Genomic DNA, 20,151 nt, shown 5'->3' with positions numbered 1-20,151 from the left:
ACATCCAATATCTAATTTTTTTGTTATGGTGATCCCAAAAGAATTGTTAAGTACTTACGAGGTTCAATAGAATGACTAGTCGATTCACTCGTATATTTAAATACAAGCAGTTATAAATACTTTATTTATAAAGTGTATCTATTTAGGTTGGGCAATACGCGCTTCAATATCTTCCAATGTTTGTAACAATAGACTCCTTGCCTGCAATTGCCAACCCCATCTTTGAATTCTGTAAGCTGATACAGTACCAACTATAGCTGCTAACAAACAGAAAGGTTGATTTAAAGAAATTCCGAATAACAAACCCAATCCAGCAATTCCCCAAAATGGTAAGGCTACTGTTTGTCTTTGCTCTTCGACAATTTGAGTAATTATATTAGAAGATTGCTTATTAACTAATAATGCTTCTTTGACTTGTCGCTGTTCGGCTGTCGAGACTGATAAACCTATTTTACGGCGTAGTTTTTCCATTTTGCGGGCATCAGTACTGTACTCAGTTAACTCATCTTCTGCCATTTTCAACAGTCGTTCTAATTGCGCCATTGTGTATTGCATCCGGTATTTTGATAAAACTATTAACCTAAATAATTGTTAACTTTTATTGACTATAAAGTTGGATTTAATCGCCAAATTTAAAGTTACACGACAGAATGAAAAATCTAAAATTAAAGATGGGAAAAATATACTAACGGTTACACACTTACAAATTGAGTATAAATTTAAAAGGTAATTATGACTACAATATCTAAAAGCACTTTATCTCCATCTGCCCAAGAGCGATCGCTCATCTTGTGGTTTGATGAAGTTGGAATTGCTGATATACCGTTAGTTGGTGGTAAAAATGCCTCACTGGGCGAAATGATTCAACAGCTAACGCCTAAAGGGATTAACGTTCCTACCGGATTCGCCACCACTGCTTACGCCTATCGTCATTTCATCAAATCAGCAGGTTTAGAAGCAAAGCTACGCAAACTCTTTGCTGACTTGGATGTTGAGGATGTCAAAAATTTACGAGAACGGGGGAAAAAAGCGCGATCGCTATTAATCCACACCCCATTTCCTGTAGAATTGCGAGAGGCGATCGCTACAGCCTACCAAAGTCTTTGTGAAATATACCATACAGAGACAGATGTTGCAGTCCGTTCTAGCGCTACCGCCGAAGACCTTCCCGATGCTAGTTTTGCTGGACAGCAAGAAACTTACCTCAACGTTGTTGGTGTGGAAGGAGTTTTAGCAGCTTGTCACAAGTGCTTTGCTTCCATATTTACCGATCGCGCCATTTCTTACCGTCACACCAAGGGATTTGACCACTTTAGCATTGCTCTGGCTGTGGGCGTGCAAAAAATGGTGCGCTCTGACTTAGCAACCTCTGGGGTGATGTTCTCCATTGACACAGAAACCGGATTTAAGGATGCTGCACTGATTACAGCCGCCTACGGTTTAGGTGAAAACGTTGTCCAGGGGTCTGTCAATCCTGATGAATACTGTGTTTTTAAACCAACTTTAAAAGCTGGTTTTCGCCCGATTATCGATAAAAAATTGGGCAGTAAAGAACTGAAAATGATTTATGATGACGGCTCCAAATTTACAAAAAATGTTTCGGTTTCCCCCAGCGAAAGAGGTAAATTTGCCCTGAGTGATGAAGAGATTTTACAACTAGGAAGTTGGGCATGTTTAATTGAAGATCATTATTCTCAAGTCCACGGTACATTGACTCCAATGGATATCGAATGGGCAAAAGATGGCATTACTAATCAACTTTTTATTGTGCAAGCGCGTCCCGAAACCGTCCAGTCGCAGAAGACAGGGAATGTGCTACGGAGTTATCGGTTGATGTTGGGAAATAGGGAAAAATCTTCCCACTCCTCACTCCATGATTCCCAATCACCCATTCCCCTGGTTACGGGAAGTGCAATTGGAGAAGCTATTAGTCAAGGGAAAGCCCGCCTAATTTTAGATGTTCAGAAACTCGAACAGTTTCAAGTTGGGGAAGTTTTGGTGACAGAGAGAACTGATCCTGATTGGGAACCGATTATGAAACGCGCCAGTGCAATTGTCACCAACTCTGGTGGTAGAACATGCCATGCAGCAATCATTGCGCGAGAATTGGGTGTCCCTGCGATCGTGGGATGTGGCAATGCTACAGAAATCTTAAAACCTGGTCAAGAGGTAACAATTTCTTGCGCTGAAGGGGAAGAAGGAAAAGTTTATGCAGGCTTATTACCTTTTGAAGTTGAAGAAATTGCTTTAGAGAACTTACCGCGTACCCATACTCAAATTTTAATGAATGTGGGTAATCCTCAAGAAGCATTAAGTTTATCGGCAATTCCTAACGATGGCGTAGGTTTAGCAAGAACAGAATTTATCATTGCTAACCAAATCCAAATTCATCCAATGGCGTTGATTCATTATGAATTATTAAAAGATGAATTTGCCAAAGCTAAAATTGCTGAAATTACCTCACTTTATGACGAAAAACCTCAATATTTTGTAGATAAATTATCTCAAGGGATAGGTAGAATTGCCGCAGCATTCTATCCTAAACCAGTGATTGTGCGAATGTCAGATTTCAAAAGTAATGAATATGCGAATTTATTAGGTGGGCGACAGTTTGAACCCCATGAAGAAAACCCAATGCTGGGTTGGCGAGGCGCAGCACGTTACTATGATGAAGGCTACAGAGAAGCTTTTGCCCTAGAATGTCATGCCCTCAAACGGGTACGGGAAGAGATGGGTTTAACGAACGTTATCCCGATGATTCCTTTTTGTCGTACTCCTGATGAAGGGCGGTTGGTTTTAGCAGAGATGGCAAAAAATGGTTTAAAGCAGGGCGTTAACGGCTTGCAGGTTTATGTGATGTGTGAGTTGCCCAGTAATGTGATTCTGGCTGAAGAATTTGCTGAGGTATTTGATGGTTTCTCGATTGGTTCAAATGATTTAACTCAACTGACACTGGGGATAGATCGGGATTCGGCGTTGGTAGCGAGATTGTTTGATGAACGCAGTCCATCTGTGAAACGAATGGTAAAAATGGCCATAGAAGCGGCGAAAAAATGCGATCGCAAAATAGGCATTTGTGGACAAGCACCCAGCGACTATCCAGAATTTGCCCAGTTTTTAGTTGAACAAGGAATTGACTCAATTAGTCTGAATCCAGATTCAGTTTTAAAGACAATGCTAGAAGTAGCAAAAGCCGAGGGTACTAATTCATAATTCGAGTAATTTATGCCAGCTAGAGACCGTTACCATGAGAACTTAAAGAATGCACTGATCAAAGATGCCTGGACGATTACCGACGATCCCTTTCATCTAAAGTGGGGAAAAAAGGATCTTTACGTGGATTTGGCAGCCGAAAAGTTACTCATAGCAGAAAAAGGAACGCAGAAAATTGCTGTTGAAATCAAGACCTTCAGTGGTGAATCGGAAGTGGCAGACCTCGAACAGGCAATTGGTCAGTACTTTACTTACCTTGCTGTAATGTCCCGCAATTATCCAGATAGGGTTTTGTATATTGCTGTTCATGAGGATATTTTTACTGACATTTTTGAGGAAGAACCGCTTGGTAAACTTATATTGGAAGACTACAAAATTCCTCTGATCGTTTTCAATCCAAAGCGGGAGGTTATAGTCCGATGGATACTCTGGAACAATACAGACAGGTAATTTGCACCATTCTTACTGAACACACGAAAATTCCTTACTCTTACGGTGATATTCAGCATGAAACTATTTTTGATAAAGAACAGGATCGATATTTGGTAATGATTCTTGGTCGAGAGCCAGTGCCAGAACTCTCTCCAACTGCAACGCGTCGCGTTCACGGCTGTCTAATTCACATTGATATTATAGATGGCAAAATTTGGATTCAACGTGATGGTACTGAAGAGGGGGTAGCAACGGAACTGGTGAAGGCAGGGATAGCAAAGGATCGGATTGTGCTAGGGTTCCGATCTGAAGAACTGCGGAAAGATTCAGAATTTGCGATTGCATAACCAATAGTGGTTGAACTTCTGGATCACTGCTTGTAATATAGCGATCGCCATATTTTGTTTGTGTAATTGTCTACAAAACTTTTGACTGCTCAACCATAAGTATCTTAGTATTTTGCAGAATGGCTATTTAGTTTAGTCAAAAGCAAGATGGCAAATCTTTTGGAAACCGAACGCTTGATTATTCGCAGTTGGATACCTGAACGCGATGCCGAGGAAGCCTTTGTAATTTATAATGACCCTGAAGTTACCCACTTTCTCGGCTCTCGCATCACAAGTGTTGAGTCACAGCGTCTGCGTTTAATTGACGACAATGGTAATGGATCTTGGGCAATTGTCGAAAAGGAAACTACAACAATTGTGGGAACTATCCTTCTCGAACAATTACCTGACAAAGATGGTTTACTCACTCAAGATTATGAGGTAGGCTGGCACTTACGGCGAGCTTCTTGGGGTAAAGGGTATGCAACAGAAGCAGGACGAGTTATGCTCAACTACGGATTTAGTGTTTTGAACTTGCCAGTGATTTATGCTGTAGTAAAGCCAGAAAATCATGCTTCAATCCGTGTAACAGAACGATTGGGTATGAAACCAATAGGGCGGACAAATAAGTATTACGGTATTGAACTACTCCTGTTCCAACTAGATGCACCTGAAGAGTAGAGAGGGAGTAGGAGTAGGGAGTAGGGGAAGAAAAACTATTTATTGATTATTTATCAATGCCCAATGACAAATGACAAATGACAAATGACTAAAAAATGGTTCCGAATTGGGCTATTGGGTATATTTATCCTCTCACTCGCCTTGAGGTTTTGGGGATTGGAGCGATTCAATACTCTGGTATTTGATGAAGTTTACTTTGCCAAATTTGGTAATAATTATCTCACGCATACACCATTTTTTAATGCTCATCCGCCGTTAAGCCAATATATGATTGGCATCGGCATTTGGCTTGGTAGTCACATTCCTTTTTGGCACGATACAGTAAATGGGCTAACGGGTTCAATGCGATCGCCTTGGACTTATCGGTGGTTCAATGCCCTTACTGGCTCATTTATCCCTTTAGTTGTAGCTGCGATCGCTTATCAGTTGAGTTATCGCCGTAGCTTTGCTTTGCTTGCTGGTTTGTTTACTGCATGTGATGGCCTTTTTCTAGTTGAATCTCGTTATGCTTTAAGTAATATTTATATTGTCATCTTTGGTTTATTAGGACACTGGTTTTTATTATTAGCATTAGATAAGCAAAATCGGCGACGTTCTTTTTGGTTAGTTTTTGCTGGCATTGCTTTTGGTGCGTCAGTCGGTACTAAGTGGAACGGTTTATGGTTCCTATCCGGTGCTTATCTTATTTGGATAGTAGCTTGGGTAATTCAGGGAACGCATTCTTTTGCTAACGCCAAACTCTTTTTTACATCCCCCTCATTGGAGCAGGAGGCAGGAGCCAGGAGCCAGGATAGCGAAGCGGTAGCGAGTCCGCGAGCGTCGGCAGAAGGTAGGAGGCAGGAAGGAGAAGGCAGTAGGCAGGAGGGAGAAGTCAGGAGCCAGGAGGTAGGAATTAGTACTTGTTCTCAACCATTTATACCCTCTCCCTCATCTGAGTCACCACTACAAAACTTGACTCAGCTAAATATTTTTCAGATGTTATTTTATCTAGGAATAATTCCAGCTTTTATCTATAGCATCATCTGGATTCCTCACCTTCAACTAGATAAAACTTATGGATTTATTGCAGTACATCAGCAAATTTTGAAATTTCACTTGCATTTAGGTGGTAATAGTTCGGATGTACATCCTTATTGTGCCGCGTGGTACAAATGGCCTTTGATGACTCGACCAATGGCATATTATTATCAAACGGCTGAAAGTATCACTGAACCATTACCTGTCATGGGGCCACCTTTACCTGCTGGTGCTGGACAAGTTATTTATGATGTCCATGCAATGGGCAATCCCTTTTTGTGGTGGTTTGGTGTTGCTGCTATGTTGTTTTTAGTAGGGATGCTGGTGTCACAAGCCGTAATGCCGTGGGTGAAAGAAAAGCGTTTTTTAGTACCTGCAACTCTTAGTATTGATACTTGGATTGGTTTGTATTTAGTTATAAATTATGCTGCTAATTTAGCACCTTGGGTAAAAGTGACGAGGTGCGTTTTCATATACCATTATATGTGTGCAGTAGTATTTGTATTTTTAGCGATCGCTTGGTTTGTCGATCAGTGTCTTCGCAGCTATTATCAACAACTCCGGGCGTTAGGTGTCACCATTACTTTTATTATTCTGGCTGCTTTTATTTTCTGGATGCCTATTTATTTGGGTTTACCCCTCTCCCCTGACGGTTATAAACTGCGGATGTGGTTCAACTCTTGGATTTGATTAAAAGGGGTTTTGGTAAGAATAATGACTCCTAAACTCATTTATAAACTTAATATAGCTACATATATAAATGATTGTTTAATCACATGGGTTTCACATTTCTTATCCCTATGTAAGTTTACTGGCTGTTAGACTTTTCAAAGCGTAAGCAGATGAGAGTACAGCCTGCAAAACGCAACATCAGGGCATGGGAAATTAGATACTAAGTAAAAATGCTGAATGTAAACTTATTTTTTTACATTCATCATTATCCGTTATTCTAGATATTCTAGTTTTGATGCTCCCGGACAACAGAGGAGGATCTTCATGGAAATGAACTTACAATTCCCAGGTATTAATTTAATTAGCTTGAAAGAGGCACCAATTCATTTTTCTAGCCAAATTCAGCCTCACGGTGTCCTGTTAGTTTTGGAGGAGCCGGAGCTAAAAATATTACAAGTTAGCACTAATACATTAAATGTTTTCGGGATTGCGCCCGAAAATATGTTGGACAAAAAATTAGAAGATTTACTCGACCCATTCCAAATAGAGAGAATCAAAACAGGGCTAGCCGGGGAAAATCTTGATTTTATCAATCCTACCAAAGTTTGGGTACGAAAAAAAGGTGATGACTACATAGTATTTGATGCAATATTTCACCGGAATACAGAAGGGTTTTTAATTCTGGAATTAGAACCTGCTATTACTCAAGAAAATATTCCATTTTTAAGCTTTTATCATCTAGCTAGAGCCTCTATTAATCAACTAGAAAAAACAGCAAATCTCCGTGACTTTTGTCAAGTTATCGTTCAAGAAGTTCGGAAAATAACGGAATTTGACAGGGTAATGCTATATAAATTCGATGATGATGGACATGGTTCCGTTGTCGCGGAAGACAAACTAGAAAGCCTAGAACCTTACTTAGGGCTGCATTACCCAGAATCAGATATTCCCAAACCAGCGAGAAAATTATTTGCTGCCAATTCGATCAGAATCATACCGGATGCTTATTCTCAGCCAGTAAAACTTTTTCCTGTCAATAATCCAATTAGCGATCGCCCCATTAATTTAACCAACTCTATTCTCAGAAGTGCTGCTTCTTGTCATACAGAGTACTTGCATAACATGGGTGTTGGTGCTTCGCTAACTATCTCTTTAATTAAAGACCAAAAACTCTGGGGGCTAATTGCTTGTCATCATCAATCCCCAAAATATGTTTCTTACGAATTGCGTAAAGCTTGCGAGTTTTTAGGGCGAGTAATATTTGCAGAAATCTCAGCTAGGGAAGAGACAGAAGATTATTATCACCGGATAAATCTGACACACCTTCAATCAGTCTTGATTGAATATATGTCTCAAGAAGAAAACTTTATTGATGGTTTAGTTAAAAACCCGCAGCATCTTTTAGATTTGGCTAGCGCTCAAGGTGCAGCTGTCTGTTTTGCGGGAAATTGCACGGTAGTTGGTGAAACACCTAGAGAAGAAGACCTGAATTTTTTAGTCCAATGGCTGAAGAATAATGTTGAAGAAGAAGTCTTCTATACAGACTCTTTGCCGCAAATTTATCCAGATGCAGAAAGCTTTAAAAATGTCGCTAGCGGCTTGTTAGCGATTCCCATCGCCAAGCGGACTTATGTTTTGTGGTTCCGACCAGAAGTAATTCAAACTGTAAATTGGGGCGGCGATCCGAATAAGGCGTTTGAAGTTAACCAGTCAGAAGGAAATGTCCGTTTATGTCCACGCAAATCATTTGAACTGTGGAAAGAAACGGTTCGCTTAACATCTTTACCTTGGAAAGATGTAGAAGTTAAAGCAGCATTGGAACTGCGGAAAGCAATTGTTAATATTGTGCTGCGTCAAGCCGATGAACTAGCTCAGTTAGCGCAAGATTTAGAACGTTCTAACGCCGAACTGAAAAAGTTTGCCTACGTCGCCTCCCATGACTTGCAAGAACCACTCAATCAAGTTGTGAATTATGTGCAACTGTTGGAGATGCGGTATAGCGAAGAACTTGACGAAGATGCCCAAGAGTTTATTAGCTACGCTGTGCAGGGAGTTAGCCTGATGCAGACGTTGATTGATGACGTGCTGGCATACTCGAAAGTGGATATGCAGGCGATCGCATTTCAAATGAACGATGTAGAGACAGCCTTAATACGAGGGTTGGGCAATTTGCGTCAACGCATTAATGAAACCGGGGCTACTATCACCCACGATCCCTTACCAACAGTGATGGCTGACAGCACCCAACTGATGCAGCTATTCCAAAACCTCATCGGTAACGCCATTAAGTTTCATAGCGATCAGCCGCCACAAATTCATGTGGGAGCAGAAAGGATAGAAGACGCATGGTTGTTCTCAGTACGGGATAATGGAATTGGCATTGACCCAAAATTTAGCGATCGCATTTTTGTAATCTTTCAGCGCTTACACACGCGGGATGAATATACTGGTACAGGTATGGGTTTAGCCATCTGTAAGAAGATCGTCGAATGTCACCGAGGGCGGATTTGGGTAGAGTCAGGACTGGGTGAAGGCGCAACCTTCTACTTTACGATTCCAGTTGGAGGACGCGAACTTGAGCGTAGAAACGGGAGAAAAACACAAAACCATCTTTTTGGTCGAGGACAATAAAGCTGACATTCGCTTAATCCAAGAAGCGTTAAAAAATAGTTCAGTGCCCTACCAGGTGGTAACGGTCAGGGATGGTATAGATGCTATGGCTTATTTACGCCAAGAAGGTGAATATGCTGATGCAGCACGCCCTGACCTCATTCTATTGGATTTGAATTTGCCTAAAAAAGATGGTCGAGAAGTGCTGGCGGAAATCAAAGCCGACCCACTACTAAAGCGTATTCCAGTTGTTGTGTTAACAACCTCAAAAAATGAGGATGACATTTTTCACAGCTACGATTTACATGTGAATTGCTATATCACTAAATCTCGCAACCTGAACCAATTATTTCAAATCGTCAAGAGTATCGAAGATTTTTGGCTCTCTACTGTGACGCTACCATCGGAGTGAGGTAGGGGGCAGGGGGAGACAAGGGGACAAGGGGACAAGGTGAAATAATGACAAATGACAAATGACAAGATAGAGGAGCAATAGGGGGTGAAACCCGAAGATTATGGCTGTGAGCTACTCAGTAAAAATCTTATTAATTGAAGATAACCTAGCTTATGCGAGGTTGTTACAAGAGTTTCTGGCACAAGCCCAGTCCCAAGAGTTTACTTTGGTTCATGTAAAGCGATTGGGCGAAGCATTTCAGGAACTCAGTCAATGTAATTATGATGTTATTTTATTAGATTTAACTCTACCTGACAGCCAAGGATTATCATCTCTACCTCCTCTGATTAGCCAAGCGCCAAGTATACCGATTGTTGTCCTAACCAATACAAATGACGAAGAACTGGCAATTGAAGCAGTGCGGCAGGGGGCACAAGATTATCTAGTCAAGCGCCAGGTAAATGTAGATGTGTTGGTTCGCTCTTTGCGTTATGCGATCGAGCGCAAACAGGTTTTAGAATCATTACGCACAGTCAATGAGACATTACAAAACCGGGTTGAAGAACGAACTGCGGAACTGGTGAAAGCCAATGAACTCAACCAGTTCAAATCTGAATTTGTCTCGATGCTTTCCCATGACATCCGCAATCCTTTAAATACTATTCTCTTGGCTGCTGGATTGCTACAAAACCAGGATGAAAGATTGACCAAAGAGAAAAAACTGAATCATTTGCAAATGATTCGCTCGGCGATCAAAAATATGGCAAAGCTATTGGATGAAGTTACATTCATCGGCAAAGCTGATTCTGGCAGACTGGGGTATGAACTCATTTGTATAGATTTAGAAGCTTTTTGCCGCCAAATGGTCGAAGAAGTTAGATTGATCGCAAATGAGAAGCATCTGACTTTGGTGTTCGCCAGTTGTGGGCAATTAGACGAGGCATTATGGGATGAAAGCTTGCTGCGGCATATTTTAGGAAATTTACTGAGCAATGCGATTAAGTATTCACTACCGGGCGGTATAGTGCGTTTTGAATTAATTGGTCAGGAAAAAGCAGTAATTTTCCGAATTCAAGATTCAGGAATTGGCATTCCTCAAGAAGACCAAAAACGGCTGTTTCAGCCTTTCCAACGTGCCGACAATGTTGGAAATATTCCAGGTACTGGCTTGGGACTAGCGATCGTCAAAAAATGTGTGGATGCACACGGAGGCGAGATTATAGTCAACAGTCAAGTTGAAGTAGGTACAACCTTTACCGTCACCGTTCCTTTACTAGAAGCTTAAGCATCTAGGTTTACATTTAAGGAATGCAGCCAAGTTTCCAAGTTTCCCCAAAGGATTGCTTGTTACTACACCTCGCTCACAACTTCTCGTCTGACAAACAAAGCCCGATAAACAGGTTCACCTTTTTTTTGTGTGCCTATTTCTCGTTCTGTGGGGACTGGTAGCGGATTTTCGGCTAACCATTCTTCTGTTCCAACTTTCTGATAAGCTGGGTGGGCGGCGAAGCGATCGCGCATTTCCACCGCGATAAATTCCATATCTGACTGCACAAAGACAACGCCACCAACTGCCAGATAACTGGCTAACTCCGCCACTAATTCTGGCTGCACCACACGGCGTTTAGCATGGCGAGTTTTAAACCAAGGATCGGGAAATTGAATTGTAACGCGCTGTAAACTTCCTGGAGGGAGTAAAGATAACAGCGATCGCAATGAGTTATTCACATTGCAAAATAAGTAGTGCAGATTTGTTAAAGCCAACTGAGAACGTAACTTATTTGCCTCTTTTACCAACGGTTCTCGAATTTCTAAGCCTAGATAATTCCAGTTGGGTTCTATTTGGGCCATATTTAACAAAAACTGTCCTTTAGCGCAGCCAATATCTAAATGTAGTGGTTGATTTGGCTTTGCATAAATTTTTTCAAAGTCTTGGGGACTTACTGGTGTTTGATACTTGTTAGCAAGTGGATTAACATGCTGGCGGACTCGGACTGCTGCCAAAATTTCCTCTCCTTTACGTCAAAATATTTTGTCGATCATAAATACGAATTGCTACAAGTCTTCCTTTAATTGCGTCTTGGTAGCCTTTCTCCAATTTTGCTATTTCTTTAAGTAGAAATTATCAACTACGCTTTTATTTTTAAGACCTGAGTAAGCAAAAATTATAGTAAATAACGGTTATCAAAGTAAGAGTTGATAAAGCCAATTTTATATTGTTTTCTTAACTTTACTCTGTCATGTTTCAAGTTAGGCGAATTTGCGCTAATCAACCTTTTATTTCACTGCTCTTGTTAAATAACTAAAAGCTTCCCAAATGTAAGTTATTATATCTTCTTTCACTAGAGATTTTGGATTAGCTGCCTAGGCAAAAAAGGGCAATATTATGCTAGAATTATATCAAATTATGGCAATTATTCAAGAGTAATTTAGAATAATTTTGCGCTTTGTTGAGTAAACAAGCTAAAATCTACGATTTTTGGAGATTTTTAGGTTATGACAACCTCACAGGAGAGGATTATCCCGATAGATTTGCGAACCGAAATGTCGCAGTCTTATCTGGAATACGCCATGAGCGTGATAGTGGGTCGGGCGTTGCCAGATGCCAGGGATGGTCTAAAACCTGTGCATCGTCGCATTCTCTACGCAATGCACGAGCTAGGTCTGCTCCACGATCGCCCCTTTAAGAAATGCGCCCGTGTAGTGGGGGAAGTGTTGGGTAAATATCACCCCCACGGCGACACAGCAGTATATGATGCCTTGGTGCGGATGGCGCAGGATTTTTCCATGCGATCGCCCCTAGTTAACGGACATGGTAACTTCGGTTCGGTAGACAACGATCCACCAGCCGCCATGCGGTACACAGAATGCCGCTTACAAGCTTTAACTAGCGCTGGTTTACTACACGATATTGAGTATGAAACCGTAGATTTCGCTGATAACTTCGACGGTTCCCAACAAGAACCCACAGTTTTACCGGCACGGATTCCCCAATTATTGCTCAACGGTTCCTCTGGGATTGCCGTGGGTATGGCAACCAACATTCCCCCCCACAATTTGGGCGAATTGATTGATGCTTTGGTGGCTGTAATCCATAATCCCGAAATCACCGATCTCGAATTAATGCAGTATGTCCACGGCCCAGACTTTCCAACTGGGGCGCAAATTTTAGGCACATCTGCCATTCGAGAAGCTTACACTACTGGGCGTGGTTCCATTACCATGCGTGGTGTCGCTAACATTGAAACCGTTGAACAACGGGGACGGCCAGATAGAGAAGCAATTATCATCACCGAATTGCCCTATCAAACCAATAAAGCGGCGCTGATTGAAAAAATCGCCGAAATGGTGAACGAAAAGCGGCTAGAGGGCATCGCAGATATCCGGGATGAAAGCGATCGCGACGGGATGCGAGTTGTCATCGAACTTAAGCGTGATGCTTATCCCCGCGTTGTGCTGAACAACCTCTACAAACAAACGCCACTGCAAGCCAACTTCGGCGCGAATATGCTGGCGTTGGTGAATAGCGAACCCCAAGTACTCACCCTCAAGCAGTTTTTAAGCGTCTTCTTAGATTTCCGCATCGAATCCATTGCCAGACGTACCCGCTACGAACTGCGGAAAGCTGAAGAACGCGACCATCTTCTGCAAGGGTTATTGATTGCCCTATCCCAGTTAGATCCAATTATTGTCTTGATTCGCCATGCGCCCGATGCGCCGACAGCTAAAGGTGAGTTAATCACAACTTATGGACTCTCGGAAGTGCAAGCAGATGCGATTTTGCAGATGCAATTGCGGCGGTTGACTGCCTTAGAAGCAGACAAAATTCGTTTGGAACACGACGAATTACAAGCAAAAATTACCGACTTGCAAGATATTTTGGCACGCCGGGAGAGAGTGCTAGAAATTATCGAAACCGAAGTTGGGCAACTGAAAACTAACTTTGCCACACCCCGCCGCACGGTAATTTTACCAGGGGAAGGGGAATTAGACGATCGCGACCTCATTGCCAATGAAAAAGCGATCATTCTGGTGACAGAACAAGGTTACATCAAACGGATGCCAGTTAATACCTTTGAAGCGCAAAGCCGTGCTACCAGAGGTAAAGCCGCAGCCAAGGTGAAAGATGATGATACCATTGAGCATTTTTTGACTTGCTGCGATCACGACAGTATTTTATTCTTTAGTGAACGTGGTGTTGTTTATTGCCTGAGAGCGTATCAAATTCCAGCGAGTTCGCGTACCAGTCGCGGGACACCAATTGTCCAGATGTTACCCATCCCCAAAGAGGAAAAAATCACCTCGATTGTACCTGTTGACGAGTTTAGCAGTGAAGAATATCTGGTCATGCTCACTAAGGGCGGCAATATCAAGAAAACCGAATTGGCAGCCTTTAGTCATATTCGCGCCAATGGTTTGATTGCCATTTCCTTAGAAGAAGGCGACCAACTGCGCTGGGTGCGACGCGCCAGAGTCGAGGACAGTGTAATCATTGGTTCTCGTAACGGGATGGCGATTAACTTCCGTTGCAACCACGAACAACTGCGTCCTTTAAGTAGAGCGACTCGTGGGGTGAAAGCCATGAAACTCAAAAATAAAGATGAACTGGTGGGTATGGATATTCTACCCGCAGCAATTCTGGAAACTTTGGATGTTACAGAAGCAGAAACAGAAGATATCGAAGCAATCGAGACAATCGAGACAATCGAAACAGAAGATATCGAAATTACCGAAACTACTGAAGAGTCAGCAGAAGTTCCTAGTACTGGCATTGTTGGCCCTTGGGTGCTGGTAATTACGATGGGAGGATATGGTAAGCGTGTACCCGTTGCCCAGTTCCGACTACAAAATCGTGCTGGTCAGGGTTTAATGGCAACCAAGTTCAAAAACCGCAAAACTAAAGACAAGTTGGCAACCCTACGCATTGTCAACAATGATGATGATGAAATCATGATGGTGACAAATCGCGGTATTATCATCCGTCAAGCGGTAAATGCGATTTCTATCCAATCGCGATCGGCAACTGGAGTCAGAGTGCAGCGTTTAGATGAAGATGACGCTATTACCGGAGTAGCAATAGTTCCACCTGATGCTGCCGATGCAGAAGAAGCAGAATAAAAAGCAGGGGGAAAGGTTAACCACCTTGCTCCCTTATTTAATTGCCTTAGCTAGCGGCATTTTAATGGGGCTAACCGTAGCCCCAGTAGGTGCATGGTTCATGGCTTGGATTGCCATAGTTCCCTTATGGGTGCTAGTTATAACTTCAGCCAAAGGTAAAAACCAATTCCCTCCGGCTTTCCTCTGGGGTATTGGTTTTCACGGTGTTGCCCTATTCTGGATTACCGGAATTCATCCGATGACATGGTTGGGCGTTCCTTGGTTGCCAAGCTTGGCAATTACGATTTTTTGTTGGGGATTTATCAGTGTCTTGGGTGGGGTATTCCTTACTATTTGGGCGGCTGTAATGGTTCGCCTGGGTGGAAAAAACCCGTGGTTACGTGTACTTATTGGTACAGCCGTTTGGTGCAGCTTAGAGAGTCTTTGGAGTGCTGGCCCTCTGTGGTGGAGTTCTTTAGCTTACACTCAAAGTCCGCATAATCTCGTAATTGTACATCTGGGTCAATTCTCTGGGCCTAATACAGTGACAGCAGTAATAGTTGCTGTAAATGGGTTAATTGCTGAAGGATGGATAAACCGCAGAGGCACAGAGGGCACAGAGAAAATTTCCTCCGTGTTCTCTGCGCCTCTGCGGTTCGTTAATAAATACTTAGTTGCCGCCATAGGATTATTAATTACCTTACACCTCATCGGTTTTTTCTTATACAGTCGTCCCATCGCCCAACCCCCAGAAGCAGCGTTAAAAGTGGGGATTGTTCAGGGTAATATCCCGAACCGACTTTTACGAAGTTCCGAAGGGTTTCGTCGCGCCCAAGAAAATTACACCAATGGGTATTTAACTTTAGCAGACCAAGGTGTAGATGCAGTTCTCACCCCAGAAGGAGCCTTACCTATTTTCCAACGCAACTTGTTGGGAACTGCCTTAGTCGCAGCTGTGAAAGAAAAAAGTGTAGTTGCTTGGATTGGGGCTTTTGGCGAACGGGGAGACAGTTATACAATTAGCTTGTTTACTTTCAACAGTAAGGGTGAAATTGTCAGCCGCTACGATAAGTCCAAACTCGTACCTTTGGGAGAATATATTCCCTTTGAAGGAATTTTTGGCGGGTTAATTCAACGCTTGTCGCCTTTGGAGGCACACCAAGTTCCTGGTTCAGCAAATCAAATATTTGACACTCCTTTTGGTCGTGCGATCGCTAGTATATGTTACGAATCTGCTTTTCCTGAACAATTTCGCCGTCAAGCTGCTGCGGGTGGGCAATTTATTGTCAGTTCTTCTAACGATGCCCATTACACTGCATCGATGCCATTCCAGCACCATGCACAGGATATCATGCGGGCAATTGAAACCGATCGCTGGTCAGCACGGGCAACGAATACCGGCTATTCAGCTTTTGTAGATCCTCATGGGAGAACCTTGTGGATGTCTGGATATAATACTTACGAAACTCATGCTGAAACAATTTATCGGCGACAGACACAAACTTTATATGTGCGTTGGGGTGATTGGTTAACGCCTTTGTTATTGGGATTGAGTGTCTTAGGGTGGTTTGTGCAGAGAGTGTTTAACTAACGCTAATATCAGATCGTAACTACAGTGACATCCACGAGTAATAGTTACCATTTGAGTCTCTAAAAGAGGAATTGTGGCATGGAAGACATTCAGCAACGCAAGCTTTTATCCGCCCTAAGCCACGGAGCAATATTTTTTAGCTCTACGATTATCTCCATTGGCATACCGATTGCAATTTTGTTAATTAGTAATGACCAGATTATCAAAAGCAATGCCAAAGAATCACTCAATTTTCACATAAATCTTTATATTTATGCACTTATCTTTGCATTGCTGACTTTTGTAGGAATTGGTATTTTGTTATTGATTGCTTTGGGCATGGTCAGTTTTATTATGCCAATTATTGCCATTATCAATGTTCTGAACCAGCCAAATGTGTCTTACCGCTACCCGTTTATTTTCCGATTTGTGTAGTTAAAAAGAGTTGTACAGTTGTAGGTTATGTTGAGCAATAGGAAGCCTAATAATTGTCAGAAGTTGGTTTCAGAGAATCAATCAAACCTACACGAGTTAATGTTTTGTTATCTGACTGAACTTTATTGCAATGTAGCAAAGCTTTCTTAAAGTGACACACAATGTTAGGTAATTCTCCATTTTGTCTATTGGAAAAAATTATATTGTGCTATACGATTACTTCTTTATTACACAGGTTGATATAATTTGCAATTCTCCATAAGATTGAAATTTAAATACAGGATTTCATACCAAATTTAAGTTTAAAAAAAGTGTATAAGGGGTAATTTGTAGACTTTCAGGTGTTTTAATAAAGTTATTACCAAAGTCTAGTAGAAGCAAAAACATGAAAGGTCTTAGGAAGTTATCCTCAATAGCGCTATTGCTATGTGCCTTTGTGTATCCGCCCTCATTAGCTGAAGCAAAAGATATTTCTTTAAATAATGCTCGCAATGAACAGAGCGCCGCACCAGAAGCTAACCTAATTGGAGATAAAACTGGAGAGCTTTTAATTGCTCAACGGCGGCCAGGACGATACCGAATGATCCGAAGACGGCAGATTATCCGACAGAGGCAGCCCTATGGACGATACCAAAATATCCGACGACGGCAGCCCTACGGACGATACCAAAATATCCGACGACGGGATCAGTTAAGACAACGGCAGATTATCCAACGACGGCAGCCCTACGGACGATATAGCATTATCCGAGGTCGTTATTAAGCCAAGGCTGATACAACTAACTAATGGTTAGTGGTTGGTGGTTAAACCACTAACCACTAATTATGATTATCTTTTAATGGCTCGCTACTACCTCTCCTTCAAGGCGAACTAGTCGGTCTGCCAAAAGTTTTTCAAGGTCTTCTAATGCCTTGGTGAAACCTTTGATGCCCTCGTCTAGTTTGTCAGTTGCCATGCGGTCAGCAGCGTGCATTTTGTCATAGCTAGCTTTGTCAATGGATATTTTTTCGATTGACAAACTTGCTGCCTTAGCGGGGTCAAGTTTACGTGGCAGTTCTGCAACAGTTGACTGCAATTCAGCCAAAAGGGATGGAGAAATGGTCAGCAAATCACTACCTGCAAGTTCAGTTATTTCACCAAGGTTACGGAAGCTAGCTCCCATTACTTCGGTTTTATAGCCGAATTTCTTGTAGTAGTTGTAGATTTTGGTGACGGACAAAACTCCGGGATCTTCGGTTGCTGGGTAGCTATCGCGTCCGGTATCTTTTTTGTACCAGTCAAGAATCCGACCGACGAAGGGAGAAATTAGGGTAACGCCGGCTTCTGCACAGGCGATCGCTTGGTGAAGACCAAACAACAAGGTAAGGTTACAGTGAATACCTTCTTTTTCGAGAATTTCCGCAGCGCGAATGCCTTCCCAAGTGGTGGCAATTTTAATTAAAACGCGATCGCGGCCAATTCCAGCAGCTTTATACTGGGCAATTAAATCCCGTGCTTTAGTCAGAGTAGCTTCGGTATCGTAGGACAAGCGAGCATCTACTTCTGTAGACACACGACCGGGAATAATTTGTAAAATCTTTAATCCAAAAGCAACTGCTAAACGGTCAAAAGCTAGAGAAACTATCTGTGCTTGGGTGGCTCCGTCTCCAGCATCTTTCTTCGCTTGCAGTAAAGTTTGATCGACAATTCCCTGATATTCTGGCATTTGCGCCGCAGCAGTAATCAGAGAAGGATTGGTGGTGGCATCTTGGGGTTTGAACTTTTCAATTGCCTGGATATCCCCCGTATCCGCGACCACAACAGTCACTTCTCGCAATTGTTCTAGTAAATTCTTAGACATAAAAGACTCCGTGATGTTTGTTTAGGATTTACTTATTCCCTAGCGAGTGCTGAGTTAGGAGTAGAAACGCGATTAATCGCGTCTGTACAAGAGTTATTATTCTCTTCCTTATCTTCCCAGTCACCAGTCCCCAGTCCTTAGTTCCTTCAATTCTGATTCTGGCAATTTTTCGGAATCATTGCCCAATTTTGCTTACTATCTTGAGCCACAGCCCTATTCTAAGTGGCTTATGCCGATATTGGCTGTCCAATGGAATGCACTTTGATTAAACTAGTTGTGCCCGATTTACCAATTGGAACGCCAGAGGTAATCACTACTTTATCGCCCTTATTCGCTAGACCCATATCTACAACTGTGTTCACCACATTGGTAAACATCTCTTCAGCATGGTGAACTGGTGGGATCAGCAAAGCTTCCACACCCCAAGAAAGCGCTAGTTGGCGATAAGCGGTGATGTCGGAGGTGAGGGCAATAATGGGAGAAGTCGGCCGATATTTAGACACCATTCTCGCTGTATTTCCTGATGAAGTGTTACAGAGAATTGCCCGTGAACCTGTTTCATAAGCGATGCGACAGACTGATTCTGCTACAGATTCGGTAACGCTAAGACTACCTGCTTCATGACACCAAGCATGTTTGCTACCCTCATCTAGAGCCTGTTCTGTCCGCACGGCGATATTGTGCATCATCTGGACGGCGGCGATGGGATATTGTCCAACAGCTGTTTCACCAGAAAGCATTACCGCATCCGTGCCATCTAAGATGGAGTTGGCAACATCGGTTGCTTCGGCGCGGGTGGGATCGGGGGCGCTAATCATCGACTCTAGCATTTGGGTGGCTGTAATCACCGGTTTGCCAGCACGATTGCAACGGCGAATAATATCTTTTTGAATGAGGGGTACTTCGTGAATTGGCACTTCCACTCCTAAATCGCCACGGGCAATCATAATTGCGTCGGCAACTTTCAGAATGGAATCAAAGTTTTCTAGTGCTTCTGCTCTTTCGATTTTGGCAATTAAGCGGATGGAAGCACCAGCCGCTTCAATCATGCGCTTGGCGGGTTCTAAGTCTTGTGGCGATTGAACGAAGGACACCGCTACCCAATCTACACCCAACTGAATCCCAAAGCGTAGATCCAGTAAGTCTTTTTCGGTAATGGAACTAACAGGTAAAGGAGTTTGTGGTAGATTTACTCCTTTATGTGTGGAAATTAACCCGCCAGTTTTCACTTGGGCGCGAATGCGATCGGCATCGCGATCGGTAACAATCAACTTGACGCGACCATCATTAATTAAAATCGGTTCACCTGGTCGCACCATTGCGAACAGAGTCGGTAATGGTAGAGGTATTTCCTCAATGCTCTCACCCTTTTCTTGCAATACAAAGGTGACTTCAGTACCAGCTTCTAAATTTAACCCTTCCGGTGGTAAAGTTCCCAAACGAATCTTGGGGCCACACAGGTCTTGCATAATTGCGATCGGTTTTTGCTGCTCATTACTAATTTGTCTGAGATAGTGAGCAGTTTGAGCATGGAATTCGTAAGCCCCGTGGGAAAAATTCAACCGTGCCACATTCATTCCAGCTTCTACCAAGCCTCGCAGATTTTCGGGTGCAGATGTAGCGGGCCCAACAGTACAAATGATTTTGGTTCGACGCATAGGGATTAGGGGTTGAGGAGTAACCTGCAAATTTGGATAGTTTGTGCGTAGGCGTAGCCCGTCGTAGACATCGCCCAGTCATCCAAATTAACACGTGCTTTATATCACTGTTTTGGTAAATAAAGATACTAAATAATGTTTTACTCCCAGGGTATTTACCATTTGACCCAAATCCCAAAAGTCAAGGGTCAAAAGTCAAAAGTTA

General features: G+C 42.6%; 16 protein-coding genes. 12 read left to right on the top strand and 4 right to left on the bottom strand.

What is annotated here, in order from left to right:
- Nucleotides 1-138 precede the first annotated feature (138 nt).
- Nucleotides 139-543, bottom strand: coding sequence for a hypothetical protein (locus ACFFRD_RS21435; RefSeq protein ID WP_163934187.1), 405 nt, complete (start codon nt 541-543; stop codon nt 139-141).
- Nucleotides 544-732: 189 nt separating this feature from the next.
- On the opposite strand from ACFFRD_RS21435, the gene ppsA reads away from it, so the two are divergent.
- The 8 genes from ppsA to ACFFRD_RS21395 all read left to right on the top strand — a co-directional run bounded on the left by ppsA (nt 733) and on the right by ACFFRD_RS21395 (nt 10,630).
- The gene (gene ppsA / locus ACFFRD_RS21430; RefSeq protein WP_392477272.1) at nt 733-3,213 is read left to right on the top strand and encodes a phosphoenolpyruvate synthase; all 2,481 of its coding nucleotides are present in this window, start codon (nt 733-735) and stop codon (nt 3,211-3,213) included.
- 12 nt (nt 3,214-3,225) lie between these two features.
- Entirely contained in the window at nt 3,226-3,663 is a 438-nt protein-coding gene (locus ACFFRD_RS21425) for a XisH family protein (protein WP_229452829.1), read from the top strand.
- Nucleotides 3,633-3,992 (top strand): XisI protein, encoded by a 360-nt coding sequence (locus ACFFRD_RS21420; RefSeq protein WP_392477271.1) that lies wholly within the window; start codon nt 3,633-3,635, stop codon nt 3,990-3,992. The genes ACFFRD_RS21425 and ACFFRD_RS21420 overlap by 31 nt, the downstream gene beginning before the upstream one ends.
- Nucleotides 3,993-4,139: 147 nt before the next feature.
- On the top strand, nt 4,140-4,652 hold the full coding sequence (locus ACFFRD_RS21415) for a GNAT family N-acetyltransferase (RefSeq protein WP_190934145.1): 513 nt from the start codon (nt 4,140-4,142) through the stop codon (nt 4,650-4,652).
- Between the two features lie 84 nt (nt 4,653-4,736).
- Nucleotides 4,737-6,359 carry a dolichyl-phosphate-mannose--protein mannosyltransferase gene (locus ACFFRD_RS21410; RefSeq protein WP_392477270.1) on the top strand — a complete coding sequence of 541 codons (1,623 nt, stop codon included), beginning with the start codon at nt 4,737-4,739 and terminating at the stop codon, nt 6,357-6,359.
- A 306-nt stretch (nt 6,360-6,665) separates the two neighbouring features.
- On the top strand, nt 6,666-8,972 hold the full coding sequence (locus ACFFRD_RS21405) for an ATP-binding protein (protein ID WP_392477269.1): 2,307 nt from the start codon (nt 6,666-6,668) through the stop codon (nt 8,970-8,972).
- The gene (locus ACFFRD_RS21400; protein WP_179071173.1) at nt 8,917-9,363 is read left to right on the top strand and encodes a response regulator; all 447 of its coding nucleotides are present in this window, start codon (nt 8,917-8,919) and stop codon (nt 9,361-9,363) included. Before ACFFRD_RS21405 ends, ACFFRD_RS21400 begins: the two co-directional genes overlap by 56 nt.
- Before the next feature lie 103 nt (nt 9,364-9,466).
- On the top strand, nt 9,467-10,630 hold the full coding sequence (locus ACFFRD_RS21395; RefSeq protein WP_392477266.1) for an ATP-binding protein: 1,164 nt from the start codon (nt 9,467-9,469) through the stop codon (nt 10,628-10,630).
- A gap of 65 nt (nt 10,631-10,695) precedes the next feature.
- On the opposite strand, the gene trmB is transcribed toward ACFFRD_RS21395, so the two are convergent.
- Nucleotides 10,696-11,349 (bottom strand): tRNA (guanosine(46)-N7)-methyltransferase TrmB, encoded by a 654-nt coding sequence (gene trmB / locus ACFFRD_RS21390; RefSeq protein WP_392477263.1) that lies wholly within the window; start codon nt 11,347-11,349, stop codon nt 10,696-10,698.
- A gap of 492 nt (nt 11,350-11,841) precedes the next feature.
- Here trmB and gyrA point away from each other — a divergent pair, with 492 nt between their 5' ends.
- From gyrA to ACFFRD_RS21370, 4 genes are all read left to right on the top strand, one after another.
- The gene (gene gyrA, locus ACFFRD_RS21385) at nt 11,842-14,463 is read left to right on the top strand and encodes a DNA topoisomerase (ATP-hydrolyzing) subunit A (RefSeq protein ID WP_392477261.1); all 2,622 of its coding nucleotides are present in this window, start codon (nt 11,842-11,844) and stop codon (nt 14,461-14,463) included.
- Complete coding sequence (lnt, locus tag ACFFRD_RS21380) at nt 14,444-16,033, top strand: apolipoprotein N-acyltransferase (RefSeq protein WP_392483132.1); 1,590 nt, start codon at nt 14,444-14,446, stop codon at nt 16,031-16,033. Before gyrA ends, lnt begins: the two co-directional genes overlap by 20 nt.
- Nucleotides 16,034-16,111: 78 nt before the next feature.
- Nucleotides 16,112-16,447 (top strand): DUF4870 domain-containing protein, encoded by a 336-nt coding sequence (locus ACFFRD_RS21375; RefSeq protein ID WP_114080286.1) that lies wholly within the window; start codon nt 16,112-16,114, stop codon nt 16,445-16,447.
- A 385-nt stretch (nt 16,448-16,832) separates the two neighbouring features.
- Nucleotides 16,833-17,210: a hypothetical protein gene (locus tag ACFFRD_RS21370; RefSeq protein WP_147262431.1), complete on the top strand. Its 378-nt coding sequence runs from the start codon at nt 16,833-16,835 to the stop codon at nt 17,208-17,210.
- 73 nt (nt 17,211-17,283) lie between these two features.
- Here the strand turns inward: ACFFRD_RS21370 and ACFFRD_RS21365 are convergent, their stop codons facing one another.
- Together ACFFRD_RS21365 and pyk are read right to left on the bottom strand one after the other, a co-directional pair.
- The gene (locus ACFFRD_RS21365) at nt 17,284-18,288 is read right to left on the bottom strand and encodes a transaldolase (protein WP_114080284.1); all 1,005 of its coding nucleotides are present in this window, start codon (nt 18,286-18,288) and stop codon (nt 17,284-17,286) included.
- 227 nt (nt 18,289-18,515) lie between these two features.
- The gene (gene pyk, locus ACFFRD_RS21360) at nt 18,516-19,946 is read right to left on the bottom strand and encodes a pyruvate kinase (protein ID WP_114080283.1); all 1,431 of its coding nucleotides are present in this window, start codon (nt 19,944-19,946) and stop codon (nt 18,516-18,518) included.
- Nucleotides 19,947-20,151: the final 205 nt, after the last annotated feature.

Origin of the sequence: Nostoc sp. C110, from assembly GCF_043099725.1 — a bacterium.
Lineage (GTDB): Bacteria > Cyanobacteriota > Cyanobacteriia > Cyanobacteriales > Nostocaceae > Nostoc > Nostoc muscorum_A.
This window is presented reverse-complemented; position numbering and strand designations above follow the sequence as displayed.